Genomic DNA, 19,312 nt, shown 5'->3' on the forward strand with positions numbered 1-19,312 from the left:
GCCCCAGGAGCCCCGTCGGTATGGAACTTCATGTCGTGATCAACGGCCGCAAGGATCTGGCCGGCCAGTTGTACCAGCAACTGCGCGGCGCCATCGAGTCCGGGCGGCTGGCCGCCGGCACCCAGTTGCCCCCCAGCCGCCTGCTGGCCGAGCAGTTGGGGATTTCGCGCAAGACCATCTCCGACACCTATGCGCAGCTGACCTACGAAAACTTCCTCACCGGCGTGATCGGCAAAGGCACCTACGTCAACGCCCGTCCCGCCGCCGTGCAGCGCAAGCAAAGCGCTGCGGAACTGGCCGGCGCCGAGGTCGTCGAGCGATGGCGCAATCTGCCGGTGTTCCTGCGCCACCCGACGCTGGAAGGCTCGCTGCGCTACGACTTCATCGGCGGCGCCACCGGCAAGGGCCAGTTTCCCCAGGACGACTGGCGCCGTTGCGTCGCCCACGCCATGCGGCAGATGGCGACCTCCAAGGGCTTCTACAGCCTGCCCGAAGGCTTGCCGGCGCTGCGCAACGCGATTGCCCGGCACATTGCGTTTTCCCGTGGGGTGAATTGCCAGGACGAAGACGTGGTGGTGTGCAACGGCGCCCAGCAGGCGCTCGACCTCATCGCCCGGGTGCTGCTGCAGCCCGGCAGCGTCGTGGCGATGGAAGACCCCGGCTATCCACCCGCCCGTCTGCTGTTCGGCACCCACGGCGCCACGGTGGTCGGGGTGCCGGTGGATGCCGAGGGCATTCAGGTCGAGCACATTCCCGACGGCACCCGGCTGATCTACGTGACGCCGTCGCACCAGTTCCCGCTGGGCATGCCCATGAGCCAGGCCCGCCGCGAGGCGCTGCTGGAACGCGCCCACGCGCTGGGCGCCATCGTCATCGAGGACGACTACGACAGCGAATTCCGCTACGAAGGCCGGCCCACGGATTCGCTGCACAACCTCGACCGGCGCGGCCTCGTCGCCTATGTCGGCACCTTCTCCAAGACCCTGCTGCCGGAGCTGCGGATCGGCTATGCGATCCTGCCGCCGGCGATTCTTGAGGCGGTGATCCGCGCCAAGCAGCTCACCGACCTGCACGCCTCCACCCTGCCGCAATGGGCCCTGGCCAAGTTCATCGCCGAGGGCTGCCTGCTCAAGCACATCCGCCGCTGCCACACCGTCTACGCCCAGCGCCGGGAACGGATCCTGACGCGCATGGCCACCGACCTGTCGCCGTGGCTGGAGGCGGTGCCGCCCAGCGCCGGGTTCCACATGGCGGTGTTCTGCAAGGTGCCGCTGGACCTGCCGCTGATCATCGAGCTGGCGAAAAAGGTCGAGGTCGGGCTGTACGCGATCAACGGCTTCTACTATCAGCAAGCGCCCCGCGACGGCCTGTACTTCGGCTTCGGCGCCATCGAGACCCTGGACATCGACATCGCCCTGGACCGCCTGCGCGATCTCTTGCAGCAAGTGGCCTGAGGGATTGGTCTAACCGATTAACCGCCGATTGGTTATTGGTGATCCCGGGAGGCAGGCCTATCCTGCACAGGCCTTATCCCTCAATGGGCGGATGCGTCCGAACCGGTACAGGAGAGCGAGCCATGTCCAACCCCGTGATCAATACCGTCCAGGTGCAGGCCGCCGCCGGCCGCTCGGAAGAGCTGGGCAGGCAGTTGCAGAAGATCGTCGAGACCCTGCGTGAAACGCCCGGCTGCGACTCCTACATGGTCGACCGCTGCCCCGAGGACAGCCAGCGCTGGACGGTCAGTGCCCACTGGCAATCGGAAGCGGCCATGCAGGCGCACTTCAACCGCCCCGAGGCACAGGGCTTCATCGACCTGATCGACAGCCGGCTGGCCAACAGCGTGGACTTCAATTCCTTTCCCATCGTCTAGTCCTGCAGGGTCGCCACGGGTCTGTCTCTCTGCGGGATCGATTCGGCGAAACGCCCTCGCCACAGGGGCACGTGCCCGACAGGTTTCAGGGGCGGCGATTGGTCTCCCGATCTTCCCGAACATTGGCCGTTTGATCGAACCGCCGCGCGAACTACTGTGATCACCGACACCCACATTCCACAGGTGATGCCCATGAAAGCCCTGCACGTGTTTACCGCCCTCGCCCTGCTCGCCGCCGGCCCGGCCTTTGCCCATGGCACGGACGAACCTTCCGAGAAGGTCACCGTCCTGCAGGATCAGATGCTCAAGAACGCCCCCGGCAAGAAAGCCCTGATGATCGAAGTCGACTACAAACCCGGTCAGTCGTCCATCGCCCACCGGCACGAGGGCACCGCGATGGCCTACGTGCTGGAAGGCGAGATCGTGTCCCAGGTCAAGGGCGAACAACCGGTCACCTACAAGAAGGGCCAGTACTGGTACGAACCGGCCGGCTCCGAACACCTGGTGTCGAAAAACGCCAGCAAGTCCAAGCCGGCGAAGTTGCTGGTGTTCATGGTATTGGCCCCGGACGAGAAAGTGCTGATCCCCCTGGAAAACTGATCGCTGTTGCGCCAGCCATAAATAAAAAGGCTCAAATCGTCGATTTGAGCCTTTTTATTTCCCGGGGCAATTAATCATGGGCGTTTAAAGCGAACAAGACTATTGGTCACCCGGTAACTTCGCCGATTGGTCGTTTCAACTTTCCGGTGCGGGTTTAGTCTGGTTCAACTGCCGTTCAGCGCGGCAACTTTAAACTCTTCGAACCGAAGTTGTTTCACGGGAGAACCACCATGAAACTTGCGTTTGCCGCAACGTTGTCGATCTCGGTACTGGCCCTCTCCGCCTGCTCGGTGCCCACCGCGCCGCCCTCGGCATCCTCGCTCGACACGCTGTTCACCCACCCCGTGGGCCGCAGCGGCGCCACCCGGGTGCCCAGCGGCGCCGACGTGTCCCTCGGCATCGTCTACAGCCCGGGCACCCAGACCAACCGCCAATACCTGCGCGACTACCAGGCCAACGCCGGCACCGGCTTCGGCCAGAGCCTGCTGGTGCAGCCGATCCACGACGCCTACGTCGCCACTTCGAAACCGGACATGGCCGTGGACTGGATGACCGCTTCGCTCAAACGCCGCTTCGGCTCGGTGACCGTCTACCCGGACATGCAGAGCCTGCGGGCGGCCAAGCCCGACGTGACGGCGATCATCGAGACCCGCAGCCAACTGATCACCTCGCGCAGCTCCGACATCCGTACCGACGCCAGCGCGGACTTCTACGATGCGCAGTTCAACTACATCGGCACGGCCAAAGGCACCGATGCCAAGGCCTTGAGTCCGTTGTGGGCCGACTACAAGCGCACCGACGATATCGTGGCGGATATCCATGAACAGCAGGACGTTCAAGTGCGGGCGTTGCAGAAGTTCGACCGGTCGCTCAGCAACTTGTTGGGCGGTGCGGCGGACAGTGTGTCGATGCTGGATACCCGGCAGGCTCAAAAGTTGTATTGATTTCGGTGGCCTGCTGGCGATGTGGCCCGATCAGGCGACACAAACCGCAGGCATGAAAAAGCCCCGCCTCTTGCGAGAGCGGGGCTTTCTCATTCAGCTACGGCTCAGGCCGGTTCCAGCTCGGCGTTGCGGGCCGAGGCGGCCGGTGCGACCGTCTGGCCGCTCAGCGCCACGTCCAGCAGTTCGCGGTTGGCCACCGCGTACATGGCGTAGTCGGTGCCGCTGGCGGCACGGATTTCCACCAGCATGGCGCGCCAGCGCTCGATCATCGCGTCGTGCTGTTCCATCCACAGCGCCAGGCGGGTTTCCACCTCCTGGGAGCCGTCGCCCTGTTGCAGGACGGAGATGGTGATCGCACGCTGCTGCCAGTCGACGTCGTCGCGGAACGCTTCGCGGGCCAGGGCCTGCCAGTTGTTCTCGACCGGCAAGGCGCTGATCTGCTGCATGTACCAGGTGATGTCCAGCGCGCTGCCCACGGCGAAGTAGGCCTTGGCCACGTCCGCCGGGTTCTGGCCGGTCACGTCGGAAGCCTCGATGATCGGCAGCAGGGTGTACAGGTGCGAGGTTCCCGCCACCATGCGCGCCAGCAGCTCCGGCACACCGGCCTCGACGTAGGCCTGGTAACGGGCCTGCCAGGTCTCGCGGATCTCGCCGCTGAGCAGTTCGTCGAGCTTGAGGCCCAACTCCTTCAGGTGCGGACCGAAATGCGCGACGTCACGGGCAGCGTTCTGCTCGTTGCGGCGGGCACGCAGGAACCAGCGGGTGGCACGGCGGCCCAGACGCATCAGCTCGTCCATCAGCTCCAGCTGCACTTCGGCAGGCACCTGGTAGTCCAGCGCTTCGATCTGACGGAACCAGTGCGGGAGGTGGAAGATGTCACGCACGATCACGTAGGCGCCGGCCACGTTCGCCGGGCTCATGCCGGTGGACTCCTTGAGCCGCTGAACGAAGGTGATGCCCATGTGGTTGACCAGGTCGTTGGCGATCTGGGTGCTGACGATCTCGCGCTTCAGGCGGTGACGGCGCATGGCTTCGGAGAACTTGCTGACCAGGGTCGGCGGGAACGCCGTTTCCATGTCGCGGGTCAGGTAGTCGTCATCCGGAACCAGCGAGTTGAGCAGCTGCTCCTTGAGGTCGATCTTGCTGTAGGAGATCAGCACCGACAGTTCCGGACGGGTCAGGCCATGGCCTTCGGCCACGCGCTCGGCCAGTTGCTCTTCGGTCGGCAGGAACTCGATGGCGCGGTCCAGCTTGCCGCGGCCTTCCAGGTCGCCCATCAGGCGCTTGTACTCGGCGATCCGCGCGTAGGCACGGCGGGCCGCCAGGGACAGGGCCTGGGTCTGCTTGTAGTTGTTGCCCAGCACCAGGCCGCCGACTTCGTCGGTCATGCTCGCCAGCAACTGGTTGCGTTGCTTGTCGGTCATGTCGCCGGCCTGAACCACTTCGTTCAGCAGGATCTTGATATTCACTTCGTGGTCGGAGCAGTCCACACCACCGGCGTTGTCGATGAAGTCGGTGTTGGAGCCGCCGCCGTTGAGGCCGAACTCGACACGGCCCAGTTGGGTCATGCCCAGGTTGCCGCCCTCGCCCACCACTTTGCAGCGCAGTTCGTTGCCGTTCACGCGCAGCGCATCGTTGGCCTTGTCGCCGACGTCGGCGTGGCTTTCGGTGCTGGCCTTGACGTAGGTGCCGATGCCGCCGTTCCACAGCAGATCCACCGGCGCCTTGAGCAAGGCGTTCAGCAGTTCGGTCGGGGTCAGCTTGTCGGCCTGGATGTCGAAGCGCTCTTTCATCTGCGGCGAGATGGCGATGCTCTTCGCGCTGCGCGAGAAGATGCCGCCGCCTTCGGACATGATGCTGGTGTCGTAGTCGGACCAGGCCGAACGCGGCAGGTCGAACATGCGCTGACGCTCGACGAAGCTGGTGGCAGGGTTCGGGTTCGGATCGATGAAGATGTGCATGTGGTTGAACGCGGCAACCAGCTGCAGCTTGTCGGACATCAACAGGCCGTTGCCGAACACGTCGCCGGCCATGTCGCCGATGCCGACCACGGTGACGCTGTCTTCCTGGACATTGATGCCGCGCTCGCGGAAGTGGCGCTGCACGCCGACCCACGCGCCCTTGGCGGTGATGCCCATCTTCTTGTGGTCGTAACCGGCCGAACCGCCGGAGGCGAACGCGTCGCCCAGCCAGAAGCCGTAGTCGATGGCGATGCCGTTGGCGATGTCGGAGAAGGTCGCGGTGCCTTTGTCCGCCGCCACCACCAGGTACGGGTCATCGTCGTCATGGCGCACGACGTTGGCCGGCGGCACCAGTTTGCCGTCCTTCAGGTTGTCGGTGATGTCCAACAGGCCCGAGATGAAGATGCGGTAGCAGGCGATGCCCTCGGCCGCGATCTCGTCACGGCTGCCGCCCAGCGGCAGGCGACGCGGCAGGAAGCCGCCCTTGGCGCCCACCGGCACGATGACCGAGTTCTTCACTTGCTGGGCTTTCACAAGGCCCAGGACTTCGGTGCGGAAGTCTTCTTCACGGTCGGACCAGCGCAGGCCGCCACGCGCGACGTTGCCGAAGCGCAGGTGCACGCCTTCGACGCGCGGCGAGTAGACGAAGATTTCGAACTTCGGCACCGGCTTGGGCAGTTCAGGGATCAAGTGCGGGTTGAACTTGAAGCTGAAGTACGACTTGTTCTGGCCGTTGGCGTCGGTCTGGTAGAAGTTGGTGCGCAGGGTCGCTTTGATCAGGTCCAGGTAACGACGCAGGATGCGGTCTTCGTTGAGGACTTGAACGTCGTCCAGCGCGGTCAGGATCGCTTGCTCCAGACGCAGTTGCTTGTCGTCCAGATCATCGCTGCCCAGTTTGCGCGCCAGGTAGAAGCGGGTCTTGAACAACCGGGTCAGTTCGCGGGCGATGTCGGTGTGGTTGTTCAGGGTGCTGGCGATGTAGCCCAGGTCGAAGCCCAGACGGATCTGCTTCAGGTAGCGGGCGTAGGCACGCAGCAGCGCGACGTCGCGCCACGGCAGGCCGGCGGTCAGCACCAGGCGGTTGAACGCATCGTTTTCGGCGTCGCCGCGCACGATGTGGACGAACGCGTCCTGCAGGGTGTCATTGAGCTGCTGGATGTCCAGGTCCATGCCTTCGGCCGCGGTGAACGCGAAGTCGTGGATCCAGAACTCGCGGCCGTTGTTGTGGCGCAGGCGGTATGGGAACTCGCCCAGCACGCGCAGACCGAGGTTTTCCAGGATCGGCAGGACGTCGGACAGCGCCAGCGGGGTATCGGCGTGATACAGCTTGCAGTGCAGCTCGCGCGGGCCCGAGGCCAGCGGCTGGTAGAAGCTCATGGCCAGCGGCTTCTTCTCGCTCAGGTTGAGCAGGTGCTGCATGTCGACCACGGCCGAATGCGCCGCGAAACGCTCGCGGTAGCCGGCCGGGAAGCCTTTCGGGAAGTCCGCCAGCACGTTGGTGCCGTTGGCTTCGCCGAAGGTCTCGACCGTCAGCGCGGCGTAGTCGTCCTGCCAGCTGCGGCAGGCCTGGATGACTTCGTTCTCCAGTTGCAGCGGGTCGATGTCGATGCGGTTTTTCGGGTCGACGCGCAGGATCAGCTGCACACGGGCCAGCACGGACTCGGAGAAGAACGTCCAGAACTCGCAGTCGGTGGCCTTCAGGCGCTCCATCAGCACGTGCTGGATCTTCTGGCGCACTTCGGTGGAATAGATGTCACGCGGCACGTAAGCCAGGCAGTAGCAGAAGCGGCCGTACGGATCCTTGCGCAGGAACACGCGGATCTTGTTGCGCTCCTGGATCTGCACGATCGACATCACGGTGCTGAACAGCTCGTCGACCGGGGTCTGGAACAGGTCGTCGCGCGGCAGCACTTCCAGCACCTGCGCCAGTTCCTTGCCCAGGTGGGCCTTGGACTGGAAGCCGGAGCGGCGCTCGATCTCCTCGACCTTGCGGCGTATGTACGGGATGGTGCGCACGCTTTCGCCGTACACCGAGGAGGTGTACAGGCCCATGAAGCGGCATTCCTTGATGACGTTGCCGTCGGCGTCGATCTCGCGGATCGACACGTAATCCGGGTAGGCCGGACGGTGCACGCGGCTTGGGTGCGCGGCCTTGGCGAAGGTCAGCAGCTTGGGTTCGCGCAGGTAGTTGACGGCGTAGTCTTCGATGCGCAGGTCGTCATAGGTCATGCCGGTGCGCAGCAGCTTGGTCAGGCCCAGGAACGAGGCCGGGTCGTACTCGATGTGGCCGCCGTCGGCCTGGTCGGTGACCACGAACTCTTCGTAGCCGAGGAAGGTGAAGTGGTTGCCCACCAGCCATTCCAGGAAACTCTTGATCTCGGTCTTCTCGTCGCCGTCGACGGCAAATGCGCTGGTGTCGAGCTTGGTGAGGATCTCCTGCACCTTGGCCTTCATCGGCTCGAAATCGGCGACCGCGACGCGGACCTCGCCCAGGACCTGTTCCAGTTCCTTGGTCAGCACATTCAGCTCGGCCGCGTTGGCGCAGCGGTCGATTTCCAGGTACATCAGCGACTCGTGCTGCACGCCTTCGCCGGTGGTGCCCTTGGGAAGGATCTCCAGCAGCTCGCCCTTGTCGCCGCGACGCACGCTCAGCACGGTGGTCTGCAGGGTGTGGATGCTGTAGCCGCGGCGGTTCAGCTCGGTGCGCACCGAGTCCACCAGGAACGGCAGGTCGTGGTGCAGCACTTCGACCGCGGTGTGGGTCGACTGCCAGCCGTGACGTTCGTAATCGGGGTTGTAGACGCGAACCTGCGGTTGCGCGTGGTCGAAGCGCTCAAGCAGGCGCCATGCGGAAAGCGTACAGCCAGCGAGGTCGGAGAGGCGACGCTGGGTCAGCTCGTCCAGGGAAATGATGCCGAAGAATTGTTCAGAGAACAGCGCCACTTGTGGCAGTGCCTGTTCACTGATGTGCTGCGCCAGTGCCGCTTGCAGTTGGTGCTGGAAGTCGGCTTTGCTGGCTGCGGTGAAGAACGCCATCTGTGGTACTCCGCTTGGGCTTGTTATTGATGGAAAGCGTCACATGCTGCATGGCCCCCTATCGGGCCGTTCCGTCTCCCTGTTCCTGATTCTCGGGCAGAGGAAACAGGGTGACAGGTGGGTGAAGCTGGACGAGACACTCAGGTCACATTCACCTTCCATTGGATGGGCATCTGCAAAAACGACTGCCGGGCGCCGGGCGCGGGCCGTCGGCAATGCCTTTACGGGTGCCCATCCGTTGCGCAGCTTAATGGCTGCGACAATGTGCCTGCTTGCAGCGCTGCGACATATTCGGTCATCGGCACGTAAACGGCGGCCTGCGCACCGGACAACACTAGCAGGGGATGCGCGGCCCGGCCTGTCCGGCGTCATTTTTTGCCGCACGCCCGTGCCAAAAATGACTGCGCCGGCGCGATTCGTTCCCTCTGGGTGCTTCGTCCGGTTTCGGCCTGATTTCCCATGCCCTTCCCTGCCCGGCCGGCACCTGAAAAACCGATAAGAAACAACTTGTTAGTTGCAGATTATTCGGTCGCACAAATCTCAAAGAATTGCCCTACGTCATTAACAGAACACTTTCCTACAAGCCGGTTTGTTGGAAACAAAGGGCAATGTTATCAATGGAAAACCGGCAACCCATTTGTAAACAAACACGAAGCACGTTTTCGCGACGCACTTCGCTTGCCCGAAGGATCGGGCGTTCACCGCACAAGGAACAGGCACATGCCACAACTGGAAATACCCGGAATCATCACTTACGCCGACGGGACGTGGGAACTCATCAACTTGAACCCGGACAAGATCCGTGGCGACATCCGCAAGAACTACCCGCTGGGCAATCCGATGCACGGGTTCACCCTGGCCATCCAGAACGACTATCTGGCGCGCAAGCACAACCTTGAGCCCCACCTGCAAAACGAACTGAACGCCGTCGACGGCAACCATCCGCCCTTGCGCCACCACACACCGGACGAGTGGCTGGCGCGGACCGTCAACATCGTCAACGAACTGCTCTTTCGCAAGAACACCGAATACCAACAGCAGTTGAAGGCCACGCAGACGGCCAAGCAGCTCGGCAAGCTGCAGGCCACCTACAACGCGATGATCCTCAACGACCAGATCACCAGCCTGCAGAACCGCCAGTCGTCCCTGTACGCGGAAATCGCCCGCCGCCAGGCCGAAGCCCTGGCGCAGCAACAGGCGGCAGAGGCCGCACGCCGCGCGGAGGAAGCCCAGCGCCAGGCAGAGGAACACGCGAGGCAGGTCGCGGCGGAGCAGGCCCGGATCGCAGCCGAAGAACAGGCCAGGCAGATCGACGACTACAAGCGCGCCGTGGCCTTCGTCGCCGAAGCGAACACCTACATCCTGGAAAAATACGGCGAGAAGCTGCATCAGGTGGTGCTGGACCTGCAGAAGGACATCTCCGGCAAGAAGATCCGCAGCTATGGCGAGGCCATGCAGACGTTCGAAAAGGTGCGCAACAACCCCCATGCCAGGCTCAGCCCGCAGGACACCCGCGCCGTTGTCGATGCCCTGAATGCGCTGGACAAAGCGACCTACGTGGACAACGTCAACCGGTTGGCCAAAGGGCTTGGCGTGACCGGCAAAATCGTGCAGGCACATTCGGTGATCGAGAAGACGGTCATTGGTTTTCGGGATGGGGATTGGAAGCCGTTGTTGCTGGAGTTTGAGAGCATCGCTCTCGGCATGGGGGCAGGGATGCTGGTGGCCATCGGCGCCGCGAAGTTACTCTCGGCTGCTGTTGCAAGCAGCGTTCTCGGCATCGTTGCGGTCGGCTTGCTGATTGCCTTGATAGCGTCAGTTCTTGATGCGAAAAACGTAGAAACAATCAACACCCTCATCCTCGAACAGTTCAACGCTGCGCCACAAGTATAACGACGCAAACCTGTTGGCCGGATGAGTCATAACGTCAATTCATTCCGGCCACACAACTTATAAATTGAGGCCTGCACGGAGATCACGCATGAAAACAATAGAGTTGAGAATACCCCTACCGGTGTTGATCATCGGTACATTTTGCGCCCCGATTTTCATCATCGGTTTCACGCTGCCTGCTTTTCCGCAGACCGATAATGACATTGCTCTCAATGAGTTCCTGGACGACCGGCTCTTCGGACTGGTTGGATTCTGGTCATCTCTCTTTCCCTTCAGTTCGAAGGCAGCTGCAAACTATGTGGCGACAACCGGCCCACTCATCTTCCTATATTCGATATACATGGCCATCACCGTAAAGGCCGACCCAAACGACAGCAAACCCTTGACATCTGCACAATACCTCGCCCTAGCAGCGGGAATGATACTTTTATTCATATTTCTTACATGGATATTTTATTTCAGACCAGATGATCTTGGAACACACAAAGGGAAATACGGAAACCTATTCGGCTCTTACACCTTCCTCTATTCATTCCATCAATCGCTCATCTCATTTCTGTATTTTTTCTTTCTTCCATTTTGCATACTCAAATCCATCTTCCGCACCCCTTTATTTAACCTGAGAAAATCATTAAAAAACTTATAAACCTGACAAAACCATCAACCTGCTTTACTTGACACTCAATGAGAACCCCATGCAAAAAAAAGAAAAGCCGACAATATCATTGGCTTTCCTTTTGGCAATCACGATGCCGATGCTGCTTGTCAACTTGACAGTCCCGCTCATAGGCGAGCCGCTACATACTGCCCTCGAGCATTTCCTCGATGCCTACCTGGTCGACGACATCGGCTTCTGGTCTTCAAAGCTGCCACTGAGCTCAAAAATCACCACGAATTACATCGCACTGACGGGGCCAATAGCCGGCGCGATCCTTTTGTTCAGAAACTGCAAAAGGATTGACACAATAAAGAAAGACCTGCAGCGCAATTCAGCCATAAAAATAATGGCCACGGCCTTTGCATTCCTACTCCTCTGCCTATTTTTCGCACACCAGGCTTATTTCAATTCCGTCGACCTGGCGATCCGAAACGAGAAGCTCAGGATCGCAGGACAAAACTTTCTGTTCTACACGCTATTTTCATCATCGATACTGCTATACATAGCATTCACTCCGGTGTGCATATTCCTGCTCATGGTCTGTTTCTATTATCGAATCATTGAACCGCTGGCAAAAAAGGTGATGTAAGGGGTATTACTCATGCCTTGGCGATGATCTCTTCGGCACCCCTTTTTTGTTTGTTCCTTCTATGTACTCATCCCACGATTCAAGATCGAACGTTGGCTGAGCAAGAGGCAAAAAAATTGAAGATGTAGCAGCAGATTCCTCTTCGGACTGGCAGAATCACACTTTTTCTCCGCCCCATCGCGTCCGGCCCCTCAGGAATCCTCCCCATGCAAATGACCACCGCCCTGCTCATCGTCAATCCGTGCGACGACGAAGAAGACAACATGGCCATGCTCTGCTGCCACAGCGACAAGGGCGAAATGTTCCTGATGAGCCGCTACCCGGACGAGGATGAACTGGAGATCACCCTGGATGGCGACCCTTCGACCCTGGAAGGTGTGAAGGTCACCCTGACCAAAACCCTGCTGAAGATCGAAATCGCGGCGGCGGATGCCGATGCGCTGAACGGTGACGACGTGCTGGAGATCACCTTCAACCCGGACATGGTGGATCTCGACGAGGTCGAAGAGACCCTGAAGAACATTCTGGACGGCACCGGCACTTACATCCGCCAGGCCTGAAGTCGCCAGGGCGGGCCCATCGTCGGATCGCCACCCGGAGCAAGCCTGCCCCCCGGATCTGTATCGCGCACATCCCCTATGGGAGCCAGCCTGCTGGCGATGGCATCCGTGCAGGCGCCATCGCCAGCAGGCTGGCTCCCGCAGGACTTTGTGCACGGCCGAAGTCCGCTTGATCCGCGTTGCCCGCACTGGAGCGGTGACAGCCATCCCCCCAATGCGATCGTTACCCGGTCATTTCCCGCACTTTGCGCAAAATGCCGTTAGTCGCCACCCCCCGCGATGGATTAAAGTAACGCCCCCAGCCCCGGCGTTATCCGAACGTCTGCGGCCACCCTTTCCAGGAACAGTCACCGATGGAACATCGTGAAGCGCTGCTGGCGCTGCGCACCTTTCTTTCAACGCAGATCCTCGGCCAGGAAAAACTCATCGAGCGCCTGCTCATCGCCCTGCTCGCCGACGGCCACATGCTGGTCGAGGGCGCGCCGGGCCTGGCCAAGACCAAGGCGATCAAAGAGCTGGCCGAAGGCATCGATGCCCAGTTCCATCGCATCCAGTTCACCCCCGACCTGCTGCCGGCGGACGTCACCGGCACCGAGATCTACCGCCCGGAGACCGGCAGCTTCGTGTTCCAGCAAGGCCCGATCTTCCACAACCTGGTGCTGGCGGACGAAATCAACCGTGCCCCGGCCAAGGTGCAGTCGGCATTGCTCGAAGCCATGGCCGAACGCCAGGTCAGCGTCGGGCGCAGCACCTATGAACTGTCGCCGCTGTTCCTGGTGATGGCCACGCAGAACCCGATCGAGCAGGAAGGCACCTACCCGCTGCCCGAAGCCCAGCTCGACCGCTTCCTGCTGCACGTCAAGATCGGTTTCCCGGACGCGGCCGTCGAACGGCGCATCCTCCAGCAGGCCCGCGGCGAAGCCCTCAACGGCGAGACCAAGCCTGAGCGGCGGGTCAGCCAGCAGGCGATCTTCGCGGCGCGCAAGGAAATCCTCGGGCTGTACATGGCCGACGCCGTGGAGGAATACCTGGTGCAACTGGTCATGGCCACGCGCAACCCGGCCAAGTTCGACCCGGAAATGGCCGAGTGGATCGCCTACGGCGCCAGCCCCCGCGGTTCCATCGCCCTCGACCGCTGCGCCCGGGCCCACGCCTGGCTCGCCGGCCGCGATTTCGTCAGCCCGGAAGACATCCAGGCCGTGCTGTTCGACGTGCTGCGCCACCGCATCATCCTGTCGTTCGAGGCGGAAGCCGCCGGCATCGACCAAGACCGGGTGGTGCAGCGCATCCTTGACGTCGTTGCCGTCGCTTGACCGCCATGAACGCCCCCCTGCCGTCCGAACCGGGCATCCGCGTCAGCCTCGCCGAGCTGATCGAGATGCGTCACCGCGTCCGTGAGGTGCAGCTGTTTTCCACGCCGAGCCAGCGCAGCCCGCTGATCGGCCTGCACCATTCGAAGTTCCGCGGCCGCGGCGTGGACTTCGACCAGGTGCGGGTCTACCAGGCCGGCGACGACGTGCGCACCATCGACTGGCGCGTGACCGCCCGCACCCAGGAGCCGCACACCAAGCTGTTCCACGAGGAGCGCGAGCGGCCGATCTTCATCATGGTCGAGCAGAGCCGACGGCTGTTCTTCGGCTCCGGGCTGATGTTCAAGTCGGTGCTCGCCGCGCAGGCGGCGGCTCTGATCGGCTGGGCGGCGCTGGGCCACAACGACCGGGTCGGCGGACTGGTGTTCGGCGACAACGAGCATTACGAGATCAAGCCGCGGCGCAGCAAGCAGAGCCTGCTGCAACTGCTCAACCGGCTGGTGCGCGCCAACCAGGCGCTGCACAGCGAGCGCGAACCGGACCGCGATGCGTTCGGCGTGGCGTTGCGCCGCGCCCGCGAGGTGCTGCGGCCGGGCAGCCTGGTGATCGTGATCTGCGACGAGCGGGTGCTGTCCGACAGCGCCGAACAGCAACTGAGCCTGCTGTCGCGCCACTGCGACCTGTTGCTGTTGCCGCTGTCCGACCCGCTGGATCACGCCCTGCCCGCCGCCGGGCTGCTGCGGTTCGCCGAGCGCGGTGCACAACTGGAGCTGGACACCCTCAACTTCGACCTGCGCCAGACCTACCGCGCCCAGGCCGAAGCGCGGATCGCCCGTTGGGAGCTGCTGGCGCAGAAGCTGCGCGTACTGCTGATGCCCCTGAGCACCCAGAGCGAGATGGTCGAGCAGATGCGTGAGTTCCTCAACCCGCAGCGTCCGGGCAGCGCACGATGAACGGCCTCGAACAACTGCAGCCGCTGATGTCCCCGCCACCGGTCGCCTTCTGGCCGCCGGCGCCGGGCTGGTGGCTGCTGCTTCTGCTGCTGCCCCTGGCGGGTTTCGCCCTGTGGCGCCTGCGCCGGCTCATTCCGGTGAAGAAGCGCCCGATCGTGCGGGCCGAACTGCCGCTGGATCCGGTGCGCCTGGCCGCCCTCGCCGAACTGGCGCAAATGGCCAAGCCCTATGACGGCGCGCCCGCCGGTGCCTGGCTGCAGCAGCTCAACGGCCTGCTCAAGCGCCTGTGCCGCAACCATTACCCGAACAGCCAAAGCCACACCCTCAACGGCCGCAAATGGCTGGCGTTCCTCGACAACCGCTGCCCGGCCGCCGGCCTGACGCGCTGGATGGTGCTGGTCGAAGGCGCCTACAAACCCGAATGCAAGCTCGACGACAAGGCCATCGCCGGCCTGACCCAAGCGGTCGACACCTGGATCCGCAAGCATGTTTGAGTTCGCCTGGCCGTGGGTCTTCGCACTGCTGCCGCTGCCCTGGCTGATGCGCCTGGTGCTGCCGGTGGCCGACAGCGGCGAGCCGGCGCTGAAGGTGAGCTTTCTCGCCGACCTCGAAGGCCTCGCCCGCCGCCGGGCCCGGGCCAACCTGCCGGCCTGGCGGCAGCAGGCGCCGTTCCTGTTGCTGTGGCTATTTTTGCTGATCGCCGCCGCCCGCCCGCAATGGCTGGGCGAACCGTTGCCGATCGCTGCCAGCGGCCGCGACCTGCTGGTGGCGGTGGACGTGTCCGGCTCGATGGACTTCCCCGACATGCAATGGCAGGACGAAGACGTCAGCCGCCTGTCGCTGGTGCAGCACTTGCTCGGTGACTTCCTGGAAAGCCGCGACGGCGACCGGGTCGGCCTGATCCTGTTCGGCAGCCAGGCGTACCTGCAGGCGCCTTTGACCTTCGACCGCCACACGGTGCGGGTCTGGCTCGACGAGGCGCGGATCGGCATTGCCGGCAAGAACACCGCCATCGGCGACGCCATCGGCCTGGCCCTCAAGCGCCTGCGCATGCGTCCGGCCCAGAGCCGCGTGCTGGTGCTGGTCACCGACGGCGCCAACAACGGCGGCGAAATCGACCCGTTGACCGCCGCCCGCCTGGCCGCCGGCGAAGGCGTGAGAATCTACCCGATCGGCATCGGCGCCGACCCCGAGTCGAGCGGCAGCACCGCCCTGCTCGGCGCGAACCCGACCCTGGACCTCGACGAGCCGGCGCTCAAAGCCATCGCCGAGGCCACGGGCGGCCGCTATTTCCGTGCCCGCGACGGCCAGGAGCTGCAAGCGGTCAAGGACACCCTCGACCGCCTCGAACCGGTGGCCCAGCAACCGACCCAGGCCCGCCCGGCCCAGGCGCTGTATCAATGGCCGCTGGCGCTGGCGCTGCTGCTGAGCCTGTTGCTGGTGGTCCGCGAACTGTGGCCGGACAACCCGCTGCAACGCCTCTTCAGCAAGGAATTGTATTTGCAGAGCCCATTGCCTGACTGGCGTGCCCGCCTCAAGCGCCTGCGTCTGCGGAGGCGTCGATGATCACGTTCTGGCCGCACTGGTTCCGCCCCTGGTGCCTGTTGCTCCTGCCGTTGCTGGGTTGGCTGCTCTGGCAGCTCTGGCACCGGCAGAAGCGCGCCGGGCGCTGGCAGGTGATCCTGCCGCCGGCCTTCCATGCCACCCTGCTGCGCGGGGGCGGCGGGCGCGACAGCAAGCTGCCGTGGATCGCCCTGGGCGTGGCCTGGCTGCTGGCCCTCGCCGCGCTGCTCGGGCCGAGCTGGGAGCGGGTCGAGCAGACCACCCAGAAACCCGCCGACCCGCTGGTGGTGCTGCTGGAGCTGACCCCGGAGATGCTGGCCACCGACTCGCCGCCGACCCGGCTCGAACAGGCGCGGCGCAAGCTGTTCGACCTGTTGCAGGCGCGCAGCGACGCGCAGACCGCCATCGTCGTGTACGCCGGCAGCGCCCACACGCTGGTGCCGCTCTCCGATGATCTGGCCACCAGCCGCAACCTGCTGGACGCGCTCAAGCCGTCGCTGATGCCGCAAAGCGGTCATCGCGCCGACCTGGCGGTGAACAAGGCCCTGACCCTGCTCAAACAGGGCGCCTTGGGCCAGGGGCGAATCCTGCTGATCGGTTCGTCGCTGTCGGAAGAGGAACGCCTGGGCATTCGCCGGGCGCTGGGCGGGCAGTCCCCGCAACTGCTGATGCTCGGGGTCGGCACCGCCGAAGGCGCGCCGATCGCCCAGGAGGACGGCAGTTTCCTCAAGGACGCCCAAGGCGCGATCCGCGTGCCGCAGCTGGACGGCGCGGGCCTCAATGCGTTTCTCAATTCGGTGGGCGGCGAGTACCGCGGCGCCCGCCTGGACGAGTCCGACCTGCGCGCCCTCGGCCTGCTCGACGGCCCCCGCAGCCTGCGCGACGACGGCCAGACCCTGCGCCTGGACACCTGGGCCGACCAGGGCTATTGGCTGCTGCTGCCGCTGTTGCTGCTCGCCGCCTGCGCCGGGCGCCGCGGCTGGCTGTTTTGCCTGCCGCTGCTGTGGTGCCTGCCGCTGCCCGGCTACGCGTTCGATTTCGAAGACCTGTGGCTGCGTCCCGACCAACAGGGCCTGCACCTGCTCAAGCAGAAGCGCCCGGCCGAAGCGGCCAAGCACTTCGAAGATCCGCAATGGCAAGGGGTGGCGCTGTACGAGGCCGGCGACTACAGCGGCGCCGCCCAGCGCTTCGCCGAAGGCAACGACGCCCGCGCCCACTACAATCGAGGCAATGCCCTGGCCAGGAGCGGCGAGCTGGAAGCGGCGCTGGACGCCTACGATCAAGCCCTGGAGCGCCAACCGGACCTGCGCCCGGCACTGACCAACAAGGCCTTGGTGGAGAACCTGCTGAAACAGAAAAACGCCCCGCCGCCCGCCGAACCGCAGAAGCCGTCGACGCCGCAGAACCTGCCGGGCGACGAACCGCCGCCACCGGCCGCGACGCCGCCTGTGGCCAACAGCGAATCCCCGAGCGACACCGCACCGCCGCCTGCGGCCAGCGAACCGCCGCCGACCGCCCCGCCGCTGCCGGGCACCGATGAGCTGAGCGAAAGCGAACCGCAGGGCGAACAGAACGCCACACCGCCGCTGCTGCGCCCCGCCGAAGACAACCTCGAAGGCGAGCAGCGCCAGGCACTGGAACAATGGCTGGGCAAGATCCCGGACGATCCGGGCGAACTGCTGCGACGCAAGTTCTGGTACGAACAGCAACAACATCAGGATCAGGAAAACATTCGATGAGCCGTTTCACCGCACTCTTGCTGCCCCTGCTGATCTGCACGGCCACCGCCCAGGCGGCCGGGCTGACGGCCAGCGTGGACCGCACGCGCCTGAACTCCGGCGAGACGGTGGAGCTCACCCTGGAATCCAACGATGTCACGCAGTTCGGCAAGCCGGACCTGGCGCCGCTGGAGCCGCAGTTCGAAGTGCGCGGCACCCGTCAGGTCAACCAGTTGAACACCCTCAACGGCGACAACCGCGCCACCACGCGCTGGATCGTCACCCTGCTGCCGAAAAACAACGGCAGCGTGGTGATTCCGCCGCTGCAGCTGGGCGACGCGCAGAGCCAGCCGATCACCGTGCAGGTGGTCGAGAGCGACGACCGCGAGAGCGCCGACAGCCTGGATCCGGTGTTCATCGAGGCCAGCCTCGACCAGAGCAGCGTCTACGTGCAGGCCCAGGCGGTGCTGACCGTGCGCATCTACCATTCGGTGTCGCTGTACGACGACAGCAGCCTGACGCCGCTGCAGATCGCCGACGCGCGCATCGAACAGCTGGGCGACACCCGCACCTACGAAAAAGACATCAACGGCGTGCGCCACGGCGTGATCGAAATGCGTTACGCGATCTACCCCCAGCACAGCGGCCTGCTGAGCATCGCCCCGCAGACGTTCAGCGCGACGCTGGTCGATACGCGACCGTCCGCGGACACCTCCACCCAAGGGCCGAAGCCGGGCAAGCTGATGCGCATCAGCTCCGCCGCGACGGCGCTGACGGTCAAGCCCAAACCCATCACCTACCCGGCCGACGCGCCGTGGCTGCCGGCCCGCAGCCTGACCCTGAGCGAGAGCTGGAACCCGGAGCCGGATCACCTGCAGGTCGGCGATTCCCTGACCCGCAGCCTGACCCTCAAGGCCGAAGGCCTGGCCAGTTCCCAGTTGCCCGCGCTGCCGGCCACCGAGGCCAACGGCTTGCGCCGCTATCCGGACCAACCGGTGCTCAACAATCAGAGCGGCGACCGGGGCCTGACCGGCAGCCGCGAGGAGCGCGAGGCGCTGGTGCCCAGCCGCAGCGGCGCCATCGAGCTGCCGACGGTGGAGGTGGTCTGGTGGAACACCTTCGAAGATCACCTGGAACACAGCAGCCTGCCGGCGCGCACCCTGCAAGTGGCGAGCAACCCGAGCCTGCAGGTGGACACCCCGGCCGGCACCCAGGCCTCGGGCGGCGCCGACAGCGAAGCGCTGTGGTGGTGGAAACTCAGCACGCTGATCCTGGCGTGCACCACCGCCCTCGGCTTCGGCCTGTGGTGGCGGGCCCGCTGGCAACCGGCGATCCTGCGCGCCGCCCAGACCGGCCCGAGCCCGCGCACGCTGCTTGACGACATCAAGCGCGCCAGCCAAGCCAACGACCCCCACGCCACCCGCCAGGCCCTCGACGCCTGGGCCCGCCAGCAACCGGAAACCCTGGCCGACATGGCCGCCCGCTTCGTGCCGCTGTCCGATGCCCTGGACGGCCTCAACGGCGCGCTCTACAGCGAAACCGGCCAGCACTGGCAAGGCGAAGACCTGTGGCGGGCGATCCGCACCATTCCGGCGGCTGAGCGGGCGAAGGATCCGGTGGGCGACAGCGGGTTGCCGCCGCTCTACCCCAAATGACC

The 19,312-nt window shown here is 64.1% G+C and carries 15 protein-coding genes; 14 read left to right on the forward strand and 1 reads right to left on the reverse strand.

Annotation, left to right across the window (positions count from 1 at the left end; all coding sequences use genetic code 11):
- The first annotated feature begins 20 nt into the window (after positions 1–20).
- From CAG33_RS21945 to CAG33_RS21960, 4 genes are all read left to right on the forward strand, one after another.
- Complete coding sequence (locus tag CAG33_RS21945; RefSeq protein ID WP_085586897.1) at positions 21–1,454, forward strand: PLP-dependent aminotransferase family protein; 1,434 nt, start codon at positions 21–23, stop codon at positions 1,452–1,454.
- 122 nt (positions 1,455–1,576) lie between these two features.
- Entirely contained in the window at positions 1,577–1,870 is a 294-nt protein-coding gene (locus CAG33_RS21950; protein WP_085586896.1) for a putative quinol monooxygenase, read from the forward strand.
- Between the two features lie 192 nt (positions 1,871–2,062).
- Positions 2,063–2,470 (forward strand): cupin domain-containing protein, encoded by a 408-nt coding sequence (locus tag CAG33_RS21955; RefSeq protein ID WP_085586895.1) that lies wholly within the window; start codon positions 2,063–2,065, stop codon positions 2,468–2,470.
- A gap of 230 nt (positions 2,471–2,700) precedes the next feature.
- Positions 2,701–3,414 carry an ATPase gene (locus CAG33_RS21960; RefSeq protein WP_085633377.1) on the forward strand — a complete coding sequence of 238 codons (714 nt, stop codon included), beginning with the start codon at positions 2,701–2,703 and terminating at the stop codon, positions 3,412–3,414.
- Positions 3,415–3,518: 104 nt separating this feature from the next.
- On the opposite strand, the gene CAG33_RS21965 is transcribed toward CAG33_RS21960, so the two are convergent.
- Positions 3,519–8,411, reverse strand: a complete 4,893-nt coding sequence (locus CAG33_RS21965) for an NAD-glutamate dehydrogenase (RefSeq protein WP_085586893.1) — start codon at positions 8,409–8,411, stop codon at positions 3,519–3,521.
- 720 nt (positions 8,412–9,131) lie between these two features.
- Here CAG33_RS21965 and CAG33_RS21970 point away from each other — a divergent pair.
- The 10 genes from CAG33_RS21970 to CAG33_RS22015 all read left to right on the forward strand — a co-directional run bounded on the left by CAG33_RS21970 (position 9,132) and on the right by CAG33_RS22015 (position 19,310).
- Entirely contained in the window at positions 9,132–10,304 is a 1,173-nt protein-coding gene (locus CAG33_RS21970; RefSeq protein ID WP_139833032.1) for a colicin-like pore-forming protein, read from the forward strand.
- A gap of 88 nt (positions 10,305–10,392) precedes the next feature.
- Complete coding sequence (locus CAG33_RS21975) at positions 10,393–10,950, forward strand: hypothetical protein (RefSeq protein WP_085633373.1); 558 nt, start codon at positions 10,393–10,395, stop codon at positions 10,948–10,950.
- Positions 10,951–10,999: 49 nt separating this feature from the next.
- Positions 11,000–11,551: a hypothetical protein gene (locus CAG33_RS21980; RefSeq protein WP_085640520.1), complete on the forward strand. Its 552-nt coding sequence runs from the start codon at positions 11,000–11,002 to the stop codon at positions 11,549–11,551.
- Between the two features lie 206 nt (positions 11,552–11,757).
- Positions 11,758–12,111 carry a hypothetical protein gene (locus CAG33_RS21985; protein ID WP_085586890.1) on the forward strand — a complete coding sequence of 118 codons (354 nt, stop codon included), beginning with the start codon at positions 11,758–11,760 and terminating at the stop codon, positions 12,109–12,111.
- 353 nt (positions 12,112–12,464) lie between these two features.
- The gene (locus tag CAG33_RS21990; protein ID WP_085586889.1) at positions 12,465–13,424 is read left to right on the forward strand and encodes a MoxR family ATPase; all 960 of its coding nucleotides are present in this window, start codon (positions 12,465–12,467) and stop codon (positions 13,422–13,424) included.
- Positions 13,425–13,429: 5 nt separating this feature from the next.
- Entirely contained in the window at positions 13,430–14,374 is a 945-nt protein-coding gene (locus CAG33_RS21995) for a DUF58 domain-containing protein (RefSeq protein ID WP_085586888.1), read from the forward strand.
- The gene (locus CAG33_RS22000) at positions 14,371–14,868 is read left to right on the forward strand and encodes a DUF4381 domain-containing protein (protein WP_085586887.1); all 498 of its coding nucleotides are present in this window, start codon (positions 14,371–14,373) and stop codon (positions 14,866–14,868) included. The genes CAG33_RS21995 and CAG33_RS22000 overlap by 4 nt, the downstream gene beginning before the upstream one ends.
- Entirely contained in the window at positions 14,861–15,940 is a 1,080-nt protein-coding gene (locus tag CAG33_RS22005; RefSeq protein WP_085640522.1) for a VWA domain-containing protein, read from the forward strand. Before CAG33_RS22000 ends, CAG33_RS22005 begins: the two co-directional genes overlap by 8 nt.
- Positions 15,937–17,676, forward strand: a complete 1,740-nt coding sequence (locus CAG33_RS22010; RefSeq protein WP_085640524.1) for a VWA domain-containing protein — start codon at positions 15,937–15,939, stop codon at positions 17,674–17,676. Before CAG33_RS22005 ends, CAG33_RS22010 begins: the two co-directional genes overlap by 4 nt.
- A complete protein-coding gene (locus tag CAG33_RS22015) occupies positions 17,673–19,310 on the forward strand; it encodes a BatD family protein (RefSeq protein ID WP_085640526.1) in 1,638 nt (545 codons plus the stop codon). The genes CAG33_RS22010 and CAG33_RS22015 overlap by 4 nt, the downstream gene beginning before the upstream one ends.
- The last annotated feature ends 2 nt before the right edge of the window (positions 19,311–19,312 follow it).

The organism is Pseudomonas sp. B3(2017) (assembly GCF_002113595.1).
GTDB classification, from domain to species: domain Bacteria; phylum Pseudomonadota; class Gammaproteobacteria; order Pseudomonadales; family Pseudomonadaceae; genus Aquipseudomonas; species Aquipseudomonas ekonensis.

Excerpts from the sequence above, each read along its gene's own strand:
- CAG33_RS21950 (WP_085586896.1), top strand. The coding sequence starts at position 1,577 with ATGTCCAACCCCGTGATCAATACCGTCCAGGTGCAGGCCGCCGCCGGC.
- CAG33_RS22000 (WP_085586887.1), top strand. The coding sequence starts at position 14,371 with ATGAACGGCCTCGAACAACTGCAGCCGCTGATGTCCCCGCCACCGGTC.
- CAG33_RS22005 (WP_085640522.1), top strand. The coding sequence starts at position 14,861 with ATGTTTGAGTTCGCCTGGCCGTGGGTCTTCGCACTGCTGCCGCTGCCC.
- CAG33_RS22015 (WP_085640526.1), top strand. The coding sequence starts at position 17,673 with ATGAGCCGTTTCACCGCACTCTTGCTGCCCCTGCTGATCTGCACGGCC.
- CAG33_RS21995 (WP_085586888.1), top strand. The coding sequence starts at position 13,430 with ATGAACGCCCCCCTGCCGTCCGAACCGGGCATCCGCGTCAGCCTCGCC.
- CAG33_RS21975 (WP_085633373.1), top strand. The coding sequence starts at position 10,393 with ATGAAAACAATAGAGTTGAGAATACCCCTACCGGTGTTGATCATCGGT.
- CAG33_RS21985 (WP_085586890.1), top strand. The coding sequence starts at position 11,758 with ATGCAAATGACCACCGCCCTGCTCATCGTCAATCCGTGCGACGACGAA.
- CAG33_RS21970 (WP_139833032.1), top strand. The coding sequence starts at position 9,132 with ATGCCACAACTGGAAATACCCGGAATCATCACTTACGCCGACGGGACG.
- CAG33_RS22010 (WP_085640524.1), top strand. The coding sequence starts at position 15,937 with ATGATCACGTTCTGGCCGCACTGGTTCCGCCCCTGGTGCCTGTTGCTC.
- CAG33_RS21980 (WP_085640520.1), top strand. The coding sequence starts at position 11,000 with ATGCAAAAAAAAGAAAAGCCGACAATATCATTGGCTTTCCTTTTGGCA.
- CAG33_RS21945 (WP_085586897.1), top strand. The coding sequence starts at position 21 with ATGGAACTTCATGTCGTGATCAACGGCCGCAAGGATCTGGCCGGCCAG.
- CAG33_RS21955 (WP_085586895.1), top strand. The coding sequence starts at position 2,063 with ATGAAAGCCCTGCACGTGTTTACCGCCCTCGCCCTGCTCGCCGCCGGC.
- CAG33_RS21990 (WP_085586889.1), top strand. The coding sequence starts at position 12,465 with ATGGAACATCGTGAAGCGCTGCTGGCGCTGCGCACCTTTCTTTCAACG.
- CAG33_RS21960 (WP_085633377.1), top strand. The coding sequence starts at position 2,701 with ATGAAACTTGCGTTTGCCGCAACGTTGTCGATCTCGGTACTGGCCCTC.
- CAG33_RS21965 (WP_085586893.1), bottom strand. The coding sequence starts at position 8,411 with ATGGCGTTCTTCACCGCAGCCAGCAAAGCCGACTTCCAGCACCAACTG.